This is a genomic window from Nocardioides sp. YR527, assembly GCF_900101045.1.
Lineage (GTDB): Bacteria > Actinomycetota > Actinomycetes > Propionibacteriales > Nocardioidaceae > Nocardioides.
Genome location: NZ_FNFN01000009.1, coordinates 72,778 through 85,309 on the forward strand (window position 1 = coordinate 72,778; position 12,532 = coordinate 85,309).

General features: G+C 67.7%; 13 protein-coding genes. 10 read left to right on the forward strand and 3 right to left on the reverse strand.

The annotated features are described in order from the left end of the window. Positions 1-65 precede the first annotated feature (65 nt). Positions 66-443, forward strand: a complete 378-nt coding sequence (locus BLT25_RS24275; RefSeq protein ID WP_091051613.1) for a LysM peptidoglycan-binding domain-containing protein — start codon at positions 66-68, stop codon at positions 441-443. 114 nt (positions 444-557) lie between these two features. Here the strand turns inward: BLT25_RS24275 and BLT25_RS24280 are convergent, their stop codons facing one another. Beyond that, a complete protein-coding gene (locus BLT25_RS24280; protein WP_091051615.1) occupies positions 558-1,457 on the reverse strand; it encodes a hypothetical protein in 900 nt (299 codons plus the stop codon). 398 nt (positions 1,458-1,855) lie between these two features. On the opposite strand from BLT25_RS24280, the gene nrdR reads away from it, so the two are divergent. The 3 genes from nrdR to BLT25_RS24295 all read left to right on the forward strand — a co-directional run bounded on the left by nrdR (position 1,856) and on the right by BLT25_RS24295 (position 6,082). Then, the gene (nrdR, locus tag BLT25_RS24285; protein ID WP_091051617.1) at positions 1,856-2,356 is read left to right on the forward strand and encodes a transcriptional regulator NrdR; all 501 of its coding nucleotides are present in this window, start codon (positions 1,856-1,858) and stop codon (positions 2,354-2,356) included. 164 nt (positions 2,357-2,520) lie between these two features. Continuing rightward, the gene (locus BLT25_RS24290) at positions 2,521-5,442 is read left to right on the forward strand and encodes a vitamin B12-dependent ribonucleotide reductase (RefSeq protein WP_091051619.1); all 2,922 of its coding nucleotides are present in this window, start codon (positions 2,521-2,523) and stop codon (positions 5,440-5,442) included. A gap of 82 nt (positions 5,443-5,524) precedes the next feature. Further along, positions 5,525-6,082, forward strand: coding sequence for a GrpB family protein (locus tag BLT25_RS24295; RefSeq protein WP_091051621.1), 558 nt, complete (start codon positions 5,525-5,527; stop codon positions 6,080-6,082). A 171-nt stretch (positions 6,083-6,253) separates the two neighbouring features. On the opposite strand, the gene BLT25_RS30035 is transcribed toward BLT25_RS24295, so the two are convergent. Together BLT25_RS30035 and BLT25_RS24300 are read right to left on the reverse strand one after the other, a co-directional pair. Then, positions 6,254-6,424: a hypothetical protein gene (locus BLT25_RS30035; RefSeq protein ID WP_176884223.1), complete on the reverse strand. Its 171-nt coding sequence runs from the start codon at positions 6,422-6,424 to the stop codon at positions 6,254-6,256. 36 nt (positions 6,425-6,460) lie between these two features. Then, positions 6,461-6,850 carry a carboxymuconolactone decarboxylase family protein gene (locus tag BLT25_RS24300; RefSeq protein ID WP_091051623.1) on the reverse strand — a complete coding sequence of 130 codons (390 nt, stop codon included), beginning with the start codon at positions 6,848-6,850 and terminating at the stop codon, positions 6,461-6,463. Positions 6,851-6,958: 108 nt separating this feature from the next. Here BLT25_RS24300 and BLT25_RS24305 point away from each other — a divergent pair, with 108 nt between their 5' ends. From BLT25_RS24305 to BLT25_RS24330, 6 genes are all read left to right on the forward strand, one after another. After that, on the forward strand, positions 6,959-7,378 hold the full coding sequence (locus BLT25_RS24305; protein ID WP_091051626.1) for a DUF302 domain-containing protein: 420 nt from the start codon (positions 6,959-6,961) through the stop codon (positions 7,376-7,378). After that, positions 7,362-7,622 (forward strand): metal-sensitive transcriptional regulator, encoded by a 261-nt coding sequence (locus tag BLT25_RS24310; RefSeq protein WP_091051628.1) that lies wholly within the window; start codon positions 7,362-7,364, stop codon positions 7,620-7,622. Before BLT25_RS24305 ends, BLT25_RS24310 begins: the two co-directional genes overlap by 17 nt. Positions 7,623-7,836: 214 nt before the next feature. Next, entirely contained in the window at positions 7,837-8,886 is a 1,050-nt protein-coding gene (locus BLT25_RS24315; protein WP_091051631.1) for a hypothetical protein, read from the forward strand. 72 nt (positions 8,887-8,958) lie between these two features. Beyond that, a complete protein-coding gene (locus BLT25_RS24320) occupies positions 8,959-10,971 on the forward strand; it encodes an MDR family MFS transporter (protein ID WP_176884225.1) in 2,013 nt (670 codons plus the stop codon). Between the two features lie 53 nt (positions 10,972-11,024). Continuing rightward, positions 11,025-11,327 (forward strand): hypothetical protein, encoded by a 303-nt coding sequence (locus BLT25_RS24325; RefSeq protein ID WP_091051636.1) that lies wholly within the window; start codon positions 11,025-11,027, stop codon positions 11,325-11,327. Next, positions 11,327-12,529 carry a WXG100 family type VII secretion target gene (locus BLT25_RS24330; RefSeq protein WP_091051645.1) on the forward strand — a complete coding sequence of 401 codons (1,203 nt, stop codon included), beginning with the start codon at positions 11,327-11,329 and terminating at the stop codon, positions 12,527-12,529. The genes BLT25_RS24325 and BLT25_RS24330 overlap by 1 nt, the downstream gene beginning before the upstream one ends. Positions 12,530-12,532 lie beyond the last annotated feature (3 nt).

The window sequence follows — 12,532 nt, forward strand, 5'->3', positions numbered from 1 at the left end:
TCTACCTTCGAACATGTGCTCGATCGAACACGTGATCGAGAGACTTGTGATCAGGAGGCCGTGAGATGAGTGCAACAGTCTATGTGCTGCCCGTAGCCGAGCCGCCCCGTCCGGTGCGGGAGGTGCGTCGCTCGACCGTGCGGCTCACTCGTCGCGGACGAGTCGTCGTGTTCGCATTCGCGCTCGTCGTGCTCTTCGGGATCGCGTTCATCGGAGCGCGGGTGGCGTTCGCCGTGGAGGGTGGTGCCGAAAAAAGCCCCGCTCCCTCCGCCCACACGATGGTCGTCAGTGATGGCGACACGCTCTGGGACATCTCCTCGAAGGCCGTCGCCGGCAGCGACGCCTCGATTCGGGAGATGGAGCAGACGATCAAGGAGCTCAACAGTCTCGAGTCCTCGATGCTCGTGTCCGGTCAGACCCTGATCATCCCGACCGCGCCGTAAGGGCCGCCATAGATGTCCGGCTGCACCTTCGACCCTTGGCAGCCGGCGACCGGGGAAAGAGTGAGAGTGCTGCAGACGATGGGAAGCGTCTGCAGCACTCTCGCTGTGTCTTCGTCAGTGGCGCCCGCGGTAGGGGGTGTCCGGCTCGGCCGGCGGCCACTGCTTGTTGCGTGTGTTGTGACGCGGCGGCCACTCGTCGTCCGGTTCGACCGGCGTGCTCTGGGGCTGGCGCTGAGCGGGCATCGCCTGGGTCGCGGCAGGGTCCTGGGTCAGCCGAGCCCTCGATCCGGTCTGTTCGTAGCTGGTCGGGGTCTGGTAGGTGCCGGACTGATACTGCCCGGACCCGGCCTGCTGGGTGGGGTAGCTGTCCGTGCCGTATCCCTGCGAGCTGTACCCCGAAGTGCTCTGTGGCGTCGACGTCGGCGTCGGCGGGCTCGAGTAGTAGGGCTGCGGGGAGGGTGGCGGGCTGGTCGGCGGCAGGTAGGACGATGTGCTGTAGGCGGCCCGGCTGCCGGTGTTGCCGTAGCCCTGATCGCTGCTGGGATAGCCGTAGGGCGACTGGGATCCGGTGTCGGTGTAGGACGAGAGGTTCCCGGTGTCGCCGTAGGGCGGCTGGCTCCCGGTGTCGGAGCTGTGCCGGCCGTAGGAGCCGGTGTCGTCGTAGCCGTAGGAACCGGTGCCGTAGTAGTCCTGCTCCGGGTAGGCCTGCTCCGAGTAGACCTGCTGGTCGGAGTAGGTCGTGTCCGAGTAGTCCTGCTCCTCGACGTAGGCGTTGGAGTGGCTGCCGGTGTAGTCGTCGGTGGGTGGCGTGGTCGGGGAGCCGGAGAAGGCCCGCCAGGCCTTCCCGGCGAAGGTGAAGGTCAAGAAGAGGCAGGCGACTGCAACGACCGCCGCGACGGCGAGCTTCGCCCAGGCGCCGGAATCGCCTCCCCGTGCGTCGGCCCCGAAACCGACGGCGACCCACACGAGCACTCCCCAGATGACGAGGAAGGCCAGTGTCGCGATCGCAGGCAAGATGAACGATGGCCGGGGACCGCTTCTGGGCCGCGTGCCTCTCCGCGACCCGACGCGATTTCCTCCGGAGATGTTTGTCACGGGGGCCATTCTTACTCATCCAGCCCAGTCCGGCGCCGCTGAACCGGAATCTTTCGGTGTTTGGCCCGCGACACGCCGGACGCGCGGGGAAACGCGACGCTCGCTTGCATCGTCGTGGGGGCGGGCGTACGGTTACCACTACATCTAGTAGTTACACCGCTGTAGTTATCCACATCTAGTTCACATGAACAGGCGGATGGCCCACAGCGATGGGGGTGTTGTTCCACAGGGACTCACGCTCATATCCACAGGTTCCACAGGCTCGGGCCGCCGTTGAGACGGCCTGGATCCACAGGTCTCACGAGAGGGGCTCGACCGTGCACTGTCCGTTCTGCCGACACAGCGACACCAAGGTGCTCGACTCCCGCGTGGCCGAGGACGGTGGCCAGATCCGGCGCCGCCGGGTCTGCCAGGAGTGTGGGAAGCGGTTCACGACCGTCGAGCAGATGCAGCTGATGGTGGCCAAGCGCTCCGGCGCAGCGGAGCCGTTCAGCCGCGACAAGGCGGTCCACGGCGTACGCAAGGCGTGCAAGGGCCGGCCGGTCACCGAGGACCAGCTCGCCTGCCTCGGCCAGGAGGTCGAGCAGGCGCTGCGCAGCCAGGGGCTGGCAGAGGTTCCCAGCAACGAGGTGGGGCTGGCGATCCTCGCGCCCCTGCGCGAGCTCGACGAGGTGGCCTACCTGCGCTTCGCGAGCGTCTACCGGGCCTTCGGCTCGGCGGCCGACTTCGAGCGTGAGATCCAGATGCTGCGTACGGAACGGGAAGTCCAGGACTTCGAGGCAGAACATCCGGTCGAGGCCCCGGTGGGCTCCGACTAGGTCCCACGGGACACATAGACCGGCCCGGGCAGGCCGTGGGGAAGCGACCTGCTCGGGCCAATCAACGGCACAGCCAGCGGAAACAGATAGAACAGAGCAAGGACTCCACCATCAGCACCGACCAGCAGTACGGCACAGCGATCGATGACAACAGGGGGAACGAAATGACAGACACGGCAGCAGAGGCACAGGCATCGGCGAAGGCAGGCGCCGGGCTGAAGATCGAGCGGATCTTCAGCACCGAGGGCGTCCACCCCTACGACGAGATCACCTGGGAGCGTCGCGACGTCGTCCAGAAGAACTGGAAGACCGGCGAGACCGTCTTCGAGCAGACCGGAGTCGAGTTCCCCGACTTCTGGTCGATCAACGCCTCGACGATCGTGACGACGAAGTACTTCCGCGGCGCCATCGGCACCGACAAGCGTGAGCAGAGCCTGAAGCAGCTGATCGACCGGGTCGTGAACACCTACGTCGCCTCCGGCAAGGAGAACGACTACTTCGCCTCCGAGGCCGACGCGGACCTCTTCGGTCGCGAGCTCACCTGGCTGCTGGTCAACCAGCACTTCGCCTTCAACTCGCCGGTCTGGTTCAACGTCGGCACCGAGTCCCCCCAGCAGGTCTCGGCCTGCTTCATCCTCTCGGTCGACGACTCCATGGACTCGATCCTGAACTGGTACAAGGAGGAGGGCCTGATCTTCAAGGGCGGCTCCGGTGCCGGTCTCAACCTCTCCCGCATCCGCTCCTCCAAGGAGCTGCTGAAGTCCTCCGGCGGCACCGCCTCCGGTCCGGTCTCCTTCATGCGCGGCGCCGACGCGTCCGCGGGCACCATCAAGTCCGGTGGCGCCACCCGCCGCGCGGCGAAGATGGTCGTGCTCGACGTCGACCACCCCGACATCGAGGAGTTCGTCGAGACCAAGGCGCGCGAGGAGGACAAGATCCGCGCGCTGCGCGACGCCGGCTTCGACATGGACCTGGGCGGCAAGGACATCTCGTCCGTGCAGTACCAGAACGCCAACAACTCCGTGCGCGTCTCCGACGAGTTCATGCGCGCTGTCGAGGAGGGCAAGAAGTTCGGCCTCCGGGCGCGTACGACCGGTGAGGTCATCGAGGAGATCGACGCCCGCGACCTGTTCCGCAAGATCTCGATCGCCGCGTGGGAGTGTGCCGACCCGGGTCTGCAGTACGACGACACCATCAACGACTGGCACACCAACCCGGAGACGGGCCGGATCACCGGCTCCAACCCGTGCTCGGAGTACATGTCGCTGGACAACTCCTCCTGCAACCTGGCGTCGCTGAACCTGCTGAAGTTCCTCAAGGACGACGACACCTTCGACGCCGTGCGCTTCCAGCAGGCCTGCGAGGTCGTCTTCACCGCGATGGACATCTCCATCTGCTTCGCCGACTTCCCGACCGAGGCGATCGGCGAGACCACCCGCGACTACCGCCAGCTCGGCATCGGCTACGCCAACCTCGGCGCGCTGCTGATGGCGATGGGTCTGGGCTACGACTCCGAGGGTGGCCGCACGATGGCCGCCGCCATCACCTCGCTGATGACCGGTGCCGGCTACAAGCGCTCGGCCGAGCTGGCCGCCGTCGTCGGTCCGTACGCCGGTTACGCCCGCAACGCCGAGGCCCACCAGCGGGTCATGCGCAAGCACCAGGCCGCCAACGACGCGGTCCGCTCGATCAACCCGGTCGACCGCAACATCATCGACGCCGCCACCCGCGTGTGGTCCGACGTCGTCGAGATCGGCAAGGTCAACGGCTTCCGCAACGCCCAGGCCTCGCTGCTCGCGCCGACCGGCACCATCGGCTTCATGATGGACTGCGACACCACCGGCATCGAGCCCGACTTCTCGCTGGTCAAGTTCAAGAAGCTCGTCGGTGGCGGCTCGATGCAGATCGTCAACCAGGTGATCCCGCGCGCGCTGAAGAAGATGGGCTACCAGCCCGAGCAGATCGAGGCGATCGTCGCCTACATCGCCGAGCACGGCCATGTCATCGACGCCCCCGGCCTGCGCCAGGAGCACTACGAGGTCTTCGACACCGCGATGGGCAAGCGTGCGCTGCAGCCGATGGGCCACGTACGCATGATGGCGGCGACCCAGCCGTTCCTCTCCGGTGCGATCTCCAAGACCGTCAACCTGCCCGAGACCGCGACGGTCGAGGAGATCGAGCAGGTCTACATGGAGTCGTGGAAGCTGGGCCTGAAGGCCACCGCGATCTACCGCGACAACTGCAAGGTCGGCCAGCCGCTGGCCGACGGCAAGTCGGAGAACGCCAAGAAGGACCAGGGTCTCTCCACCGCTGCCGCCGCTCCGGCCGCCGAGGCCGAGGTCGCGCCCGAGGTCGTCGAGAAGATCATCGAGAAGATCGTCTACGCGCCGACCCGCAAGCGCCTGCCGAAGTCCCGCGTCTCGCGCACCACCTCCTTCACCGTCGGTGGCGCCGAGGGCTACATGACCTCCGGTGCCCACGCCGACGGCGAGCTCGGTGAGGTCTTCCTCAAGCTCGGCAAGCAGGGCTCGACCCTGGCCGGTGTCATGGACGCCTTCTCGATCGCGGTCTCCGTCGGCCTTCAGTACGGCGTGCCCCTGGAGACGTACGTCTCCAAGTTCACCAACCTGAAGTTCGAGCCCGCCGGTCTGACCGACGACCCGGACGTACGCATGGCGCAGTCCCTCATGGACTACGTCTTCCGCCGCCTCGCGCTGGACTACATGTCCTTCGAGGACCGCTCGGCTCTCGGCATCTACTCCGCCGACGAGCGTCAGCGCTACCTCGAGACCGGCTCCTACGAGCAGCTCGGCAACGGCACCACCGCCGCCGAGCTCGTCCAGAAGCCGGCTCCGGCCCCGAAGGCCGCTCCGGTCGTCGAGGCGGTCGAGGCCGAGGTCGAGGAGGAGGCCGAGGTCGTCGAGGAGGCGCCGAAGGCCACCGCCCACACCACCGCCGAGCTGCTCGAGTCGATCAGCGGCATGGCCATCGACAGCCCGCTCTGCTTCACCTGCGGCACCAAGATGCGCCCCGCCGGCTCCTGCTACGTCTGCGAGGGCTGCGGCTCGACCTCCGGTTGCAGCTGAGCTTCTGAGTGACTGAGTCCGGTCCCGCACCCATCTCGGGTGCGGGACCGGACTCGTTTCCGAGCCGTTACAGTCGACCCCCGTGATCGAAGTCTCGGACTACGACCCGGCTTGGGCGGACCGCTTCGCGGCGCTCCGGGAGGAGTACGCCGCTGCGCTATCTGAAGCGGGAGTCCCGGTCGTCGCGATCGAGCATGTCGGCAGCACGGCGGTGCCGGGTCTCGCGGCCAAGCCGATCATCGACTGCGACATCGTCGTGCGGGCCGAGCACGTCGAAGCGGCCTCGGCGGTCCTGGTCTCGTTGGGCTTCGAGGCCCGGGGCGAGCTCGGCATTCCGCAGCGCTGGGCCTTCTGGGAGCCCGCCCGGCTCGTGGGCACGAACACCTACGTGATCGTCGAAGGGTCTCTCGCCCTCCACAATCACCTCGCCGTCCGTGACGTACTCCGTTCGGATCCGTCGTTGCGAGACGAGTACGGCGAGGTGAAGAAGAGGGTCGGTGCGACGGCCGCCGACATCTATGAGTACGGCGGGGGCAAGAACGACATGGTTCAGCGGATCCTCGCCGCGGCTGGGATGAGCGAGACCGAGCGGGACTCGATCAACTCCAACGAGGTCCCGGTGACGCCGCGGAAGCGGTGAGGCCGACGTACGTGACCTGCTGGGGTTCGTCCAGGCGATCGCCCGAGAGATCGAGCTCGAGCACGGGGCCGCGCGGTCCTGACCGACCTGGGTGCGTACCAAGACTCCACACACCTCCACGTGTACGTCCACAGCGGCGGGCGTCGAGCCTGAACGGATGCGCGTCCAGGGTTAGTGGCCGAGGATGCGCGCCAGCCAGGTGCCGTTGGGGTCCTTGGGGTCGGCGGAGTGCCCGGAGCACCACTGCCCGGTGGGTACGGAGGCTTTGACGGCGGCGACGTGGCGGCCGCAGCCGGCCCAGGTGGTCTTCTTGCACTTCTTGCAGCGGACGGGGCGACACATGGTTTCGGTTCCTGCTTCAGTGGATCTGGTCGGTGGTCAGGCGGGAGGTTCGCCGGCGTCGAGGGCGTCGACGAACTCGCAGAACGCGTCGAAGGCTCGTGCGCCGTGGATGGTGGCGGGACCGCCGTGCATGAGGAAGGTGACGCCGATGGCCTCGGCTGCCTCCTGGGGGCTTGCGCCGGCTCGGGCGGCGGCCTGGCCGTGGGAGGCGATGCAGCCGTCGCAGCCCTCGACCACGCCGATCGCGAAGGCGATCAGCTCCTTGGTCTTACGGTCGAGCGCACCGTCGGCGAAGGCCGCCTTGGAGAGCCCGCCCCAGCCCTTGTAGACGTCGGGGATGGCGCGGCGCAGCTCCTGGTGGAGCGGCCCGAGGTCGCGCAGGACGCTCTTGCCGTGGGGTGATGCCTGGTCGGTCGTGGTGGTCATGGGTGGCTCCTTTCAGTTGCCGATCGAGGTAACCCCCCGGGGGGTTACACTGACGACGGTAGCATAACCCCCCGGGGGGTTATAGAATCGCTGTGAGAAGGAGAACTGATGACCAACTTCACCCTGAGCGCCACCGTCCCCGTGCCGTACGCGGAGGCTTTGCCGCGCGTACGAGAACTTCTCGGTGACGCCGGATTCGGCGTCCTCACCGAGATCGACCTGTCTGCCACCTTGCGGGCCAAGCTGGGCGTGGACGTCCCACAGCAGGTGATCCTCGGAGCCTGCATGCCTCAGCTCGCACATCGCGCGCTCTCGGCAGATCCGCGCATCGCGACGATGCTGCCGTGCAATGTCGTGGTCGCTGACGAGGGTGAGGAGACCCGGGTGGAGATCTTCGACCCGGCCGCGATGACCTCGTTCAGCTCGGACGCGGGCGTCGCCGAGGTCGCGGCGGACGCGCGTCGGCGTCTCGGTGGCATGTTGGAAGCACTTACTGGAAAGAAGGACGACGATGCAGCTCGAGCCTGACGAGATCAAGGCCATCATCACCCGACTCAAGAAGGCCAACGGACACCTCGCGTCCGTGATCCGGATGCTCGAGGAGGGCTCGGAGTGCGAGGACGCGCTGACCCAGCTCGCGGCGGTCAACAAGGCGGTCAGCCGAGGTGGCTACGCGCTGGTCGCCACCGGGTTGGAGAAGTGCCTCGCCGAGGGTGGTCGCGACAGCGTCGACACCAAGAAGATGGAGAAGCTCTTCCTCGCTCTTGCCTGACCAGCGGGCCGATCACTGTCCACAGGTGATCTTCGGGACGGGGTTATCCACAGCCCGGTGATAGGCGCTGGCGGGGCGTACGGTTCCGGGGTCTGCTGGGGTCATGCCCAAACGAAAGAAGCGTGAGAAGTCACCCCGTCCACCGAACAGGCCCGGGGATCCGCGGCGGCGGTCGTTCGTCGAGAAGGTCGTCGACAGTCCTTACTGGCCGGCGATGTTCGCGGTGAACGATGCCGAGGCTCGTGGGGATGTGAAGTCGGCCCTGGAGATCATCCACACGACCAGCGCCCAGCTCGACAAGGAGCAGTTCTGGCATCCGTCGCGCGTCGAGCGGCTGGAACAGCTGCGGCTGCTCGAGGCGCTGATGCCGAGGTGGGCGCACTCGCGATGGATCCTCGCGCAGGCGATGCAGGGGACCCATGCGCGCAACCAGTGGCGGATGTCGAAGGCGATCCGTGTCGCCCTGGACGTCCGTGGCGGCCCCGACCCCGGACGTGACCGGGAGGACGAACGGATCCAGATCCTGGACCGTGACTGGGTCTATCGCCAGACATTCCTCTACGAGCTCGGCGGGCTCGAGGCGTTCCTGCGCCACCACGCTTCGGGCGACCTCATCGCCGGAGCCGACCGGATCTGGGAGTGGGTGCGGGCGCCGATGCGTGGCCTCCGGCTTCAGGGGCGCGCGCCGCGCCACCTGTTCTGGGAGGATCCGAGGACCGGGGAGCAGGTGACGACGATCAACATCGGTGCCGGTCTGCTCGTCGACGACGGGGAGTGCGTGATCGGCCGGATCGTGCCGATCGACGACGGTCTGATGTTCGAGACTGCGCCGCTGCGGGTGCCTGAGGAAGTGGCGTACGCCGTCGCGGATGAGCCGGAGCGGTGGGTCGACGCACTGCGTGACAGGACCGGGGCGCCGGATCGCGTGCCGGGAGAGATCTGGACCCACCGCGGGCTGCGCGACTACGGCTTGCTCACCGATATCCCGTACGGGCTGGTCAACCTCGCCATGGACGCGGGCCTGCACGCGTTCATGAACCCGGATGACGAAGAGCTGGACGAATTGGACGAGCTGTTCAACCATCCGGCCGACTATCCCGCGTGCCTGGCCGCCTGGCTGGCGCGACCGGAGACGATCGCGGCGCTCGGCGCCGGCGTGCCGCTCGACGGCCTCGCTGCGCTCCGCGGGTTCGCAGAATTCGTCCACGAGCCGGCCGCGAGCCTCATCCGCGACCTGGCCGACCACCACGAGGAGGCTGCCTGACACTCCGCGAGGCCTCTCGCCCAAACCTGCGGTTTGGCTTAGTTTGATCCCAGTCGAGACGTGGGGGTCGGAATGGCAGCACCGCAGGCGGCATCGGAGACCGAGCCTCAGCTGAGCCGGCGCCGGATCAATCTCATCTTCGGCACCGTGCTCCTCGGCATGCTGCTCGCGGCGCTCGACCAGACGATCGTGTCGACCGCGCTGCCGACGATCGTGGCCGACGTCGGAGGTGCCGGCCACCTGTCGTGGGTGGTGTCGTCCTACCTTCTGGCCGAGACGGTGGCGACCGTGCTCGCCGGCAAGTTCGGTGACCTCTTCGGCCGCAAGCTGATGCTGCAGGTCTCCGCCGGGCTCTTCATCCTCGCCTCGGCCGCGTGCGGGTTCGCGACCGACATGGCCTGGCTGATCGGCGCGAGAGCCGTGCAGGGCATCGGTGCAGGTGGCCTGATGGTGACCGCGACGGCGCTGATCGGCGACATCATCCCGCTGCGCGACCGCGGCAAGTACCAGGGCGCCCTCGGCGCCGTCTTCGGTGCGACCACCGTCCTCGGGCCGCTCCTCGGCGGTCTCTTCACCGACCACCTCTCCTGGCGCTGGGCGTTCTACATCAACCTGCCGCTCGGCATCGCCGTGATCGCGATCGCGAGCCTGACGCTGCCGCAGATCGCCCGCGGCAAGCGACCCTCGATCGACTATCTCGGCATCCTCTTCGTCGGCCTCGGCGCCTCGATGCTGACGCTGGCCGTCAGCTGGGGCGGGACCGAGTACGCCTGGGGATCGGCGACCATCATCGGCCTGTTCATCGGTTCGGCGGTCGCGTTCGCGATCTTCGTCTGGGTGGAGTCGCGGGCGGTCTCTCCGATCCTGCCCCTGCGACTGTTCCGCGACCGGGTGTTCACCGTCAGCGTCGTGCTCTCGTTCATCGTCGGCTTCGCGATGCTCGGCGCGATGACCTACCTGCCGACCTACATGCAGTACGTGCACGGTGTCTCCGCGACGTCGTCCGGGATCCGAACCCTGCCGATGGTCGTCGGTCTGCTGGTGACGTCGACGCTGGCGGGTTCGATCGTGGGCCGGACGGGCCGCTACAAGATCTTCCCGGTCGCCGGTGCGCTGATCATGGCGCTGGGGCTCTACCTGCTCTCGACCATGGACGCCGACACCAGCACCCTGATGATGTCGCTGTTCCTGCTGATCATGGGCATGGGTGTCGGCCTGAGCATGCAGATCCTGACGATCATCGTGCAGAACACGGCAGCCTACGAGGATCTCGGCGTCGCGACCTCGGGCGTGACGTTCTTCCGGACGATGGGCAGCTCGTTCGGCGCATCCATCATGGGCACCGTCTACGCCAACGGGCTCGCCGACCGGCTCCCCGCCGCTCTCGCCACGGCCGGCGTCTCCCCGGACGAGGTCGCGACACCAACTCTCCTGCACGCGCTGCCCGACGCCCAGAGCGCGCCGATCATCACTGCCTACGCGGACACGCTGCACGTCGTCTTCCTCGCCGCGGTCCCCGTCGCCGGGCTGGCGTTCCTCCTCGCGCTCTTCCTCAAGGAAGTGCCCCTGCGTGACAGCTCGAGGGCGGCCGCGACCGACCCGGGCGACGGCTTCGCCATGCCCAACTCCTCCGACAGCGCCATGCGCCTCGACGTCGCCGTCGCCCAGCTCGTCCGCCGCCAGCCGCCGGAGACCTTCACCATGCTCCGGGAGACGGCGGTCGACCTCGACGCCGCGACCGCGTGGTGCGTACGCCAGATCGGGATCCGTGAGTGGGTCGGCGGTGAGACCTCGCTGGTCGCGATCGGTCACCGCCTCGGGATGCCGGGTGCGGTGCTGGCACCGGCATTCGCCACCGCCGCGGCCGAGGGCTACCTCTACGGCGACGAGACGGCGTACGCACTGACAGAGGCGGGGAAGGAGGAGCTCGACAAGCTGGTCGCGGCGTTCAAGCAGTGGCTGATCACCGAGCTCGCCGACTGGGGTGCCGACGACGCCAAGCTCGATGCGGCGCTCGCTGTGCTCTCCCGCAAGATCGTCGAGGGCGAACAGGACGTGCGGAGCCCGGCTGAGACGGCCGTATAGGGCATTTTGGTTTCGTCATGTTTGAAATCGGCGAAAGCGGGTAGGACGAAGGCATGAGTGACGACGACATGCACGTCAATCCCGACGATCTCAGGTCCATCAAGAGCACGCTCGACACCGCCGGCGGAGACCTCTTCAAGCAGGCCAAGCCGTTGCAGAAGACGCCTGACGTGGGCGAGTCGTCCTCCGAGGTCGCGACCGCGCTCGCGTCGCTGGCGGCGGCTGTCGGAGGGATGGCGGAAGGCCTCGGGACACTCAGCGACGGCGTACAGAACGCTCTCGACCATGCGACCACGACCGATGACGCGGCCGGCGACGCGGGCCGGCGCCACGAGCAGAGGGTGAGGGGCAACTGATGGCTGAGGCGATGGACACGAAGGTCTACGGCGACGCGTCGGAGGCTCAGACCGCGGCGGACGCGTGCACGACCGCCAAGGACGCGGTCGGCGACGTCCTCGACGATCTCGGCAAGGCGATCAAGACCGCCGGCTCGTGGAAGGGCCAGGCCGGCGCCGCCTTCGAGTCGAAGGCGGAGAGACGCAAGAGCGACCTGCGCCAGCTCGAGTCGCGCATCGAGGCCATGGGCAAGGGCCTCTCGACCTTCTCGGGTGACCTCAAGGCGGTCGAGACCAAGATGTCGACGATCCGCACCGAGGCCGGCGGCGCGGGCCTCACGGTCAGCGGCACCATGATCTCGCCGCCGACCGACCCCGGCGACGATGCCTCCGAGGACGACGTCAACGCCCACAACACCAAGGTCGAGAAGTGGAATGACCTGGTCAGCCGGGTCGAGACGGCTCGCAAGGACGAGGACAACGCGCACGAGGACCTCGGCAAGGCGATCTCGAAGTCGACCGGCGACGGCTGGATCGAGGACCGCCTCGAGGACCTGGGCCTGCTGCCGAAGGACTTCTCCGACGGCATGCAGATCGGTGCGTACGCCCTGGGGCTGGCCGGTCTGGGAGCCGGTGCCGGCGTCGACTGGATGGTGAAGAGCCGTTACGGCACGTTCCAGCCGCGGGTGAACGGCCGGTTCGCCAGTCCGTCGAGCCTGACGAAGCTGGAGCGCGCCGCGAAGGTGCTCAACGACAAGAACTGGCACGCGAAGGCCAACCAGGCAGCCGTACGCGGCAAGTGGCTGACCGCGGGCAAATGGGCGACCCGGGCCGGCTGGGTGGTCACGGCCGGCACCTCGGCGTGGGAGCAGTGGCAGAAGGACGCCGATGACCCGTCGCTGTCGACGACGGAGCGGGTGAGCCGGACGGTGAGCACCTCCGCGATCACGACCGCGGGCGCCGCGGGCGGGGCCTGGGCCGGTGCTCAGGCCGGTGCCGCCATCGGCAGCATCTTCCCCGGCCCGGGCACGGTCATCGGCGGTGTCGTGGGCGGTGTGATCGGTGGTGCGATCGGCTCCGGGCTGGCCGGCAAGGCGGCCGACTTCGTGGTCGACGAGGCCGGCGAGCTCGGTGAGGCAGTGGTCGACGGGGTCAGCGACTTCGCGGAGGGCGCCGGCGAGGTAGCCTCCGATGTCGGCGACGCCATCACCTTCTGGGACTAGGAC

Excerpts from the sequence above, each read along its gene's own strand:
- BLT25_RS24300 (WP_091051623.1), bottom strand. The coding sequence starts at position 6,850 with ATGACCACCACGACCGACCAGGCATCACCCCACGGCAAGAGCGTCCTG.
- BLT25_RS24330 (WP_091051645.1), top strand. The coding sequence starts at position 11,327 with ATGGCTGAGGCGATGGACACGAAGGTCTACGGCGACGCGTCGGAGGCT.
- BLT25_RS24320 (WP_176884225.1), top strand. The coding sequence starts at position 8,959 with ATGGCAGCACCGCAGGCGGCATCGGAGACCGAGCCTCAGCTGAGCCGG.
- BLT25_RS24290 (WP_091051619.1), top strand. The coding sequence starts at position 2,521 with ATGACAGACACGGCAGCAGAGGCACAGGCATCGGCGAAGGCAGGCGCC.
- BLT25_RS24275 (WP_091051613.1), top strand. The coding sequence starts at position 66 with ATGAGTGCAACAGTCTATGTGCTGCCCGTAGCCGAGCCGCCCCGTCCG.
- BLT25_RS24325 (WP_091051636.1), top strand. The coding sequence starts at position 11,025 with ATGAGTGACGACGACATGCACGTCAATCCCGACGATCTCAGGTCCATC.
- BLT25_RS24315 (WP_091051631.1), top strand. The coding sequence starts at position 7,837 with ATGTTCGCGGTGAACGATGCCGAGGCTCGTGGGGATGTGAAGTCGGCC.
- BLT25_RS30035 (WP_176884223.1), bottom strand. The coding sequence starts at position 6,424 with ATGTGTCGCCCCGTCCGCTGCAAGAAGTGCAAGAAGACCACCTGGGCC.
- BLT25_RS24310 (WP_091051628.1), top strand. The coding sequence starts at position 7,362 with ATGCAGCTCGAGCCTGACGAGATCAAGGCCATCATCACCCGACTCAAG.
- BLT25_RS24305 (WP_091051626.1), top strand. The coding sequence starts at position 6,959 with ATGACCAACTTCACCCTGAGCGCCACCGTCCCCGTGCCGTACGCGGAG.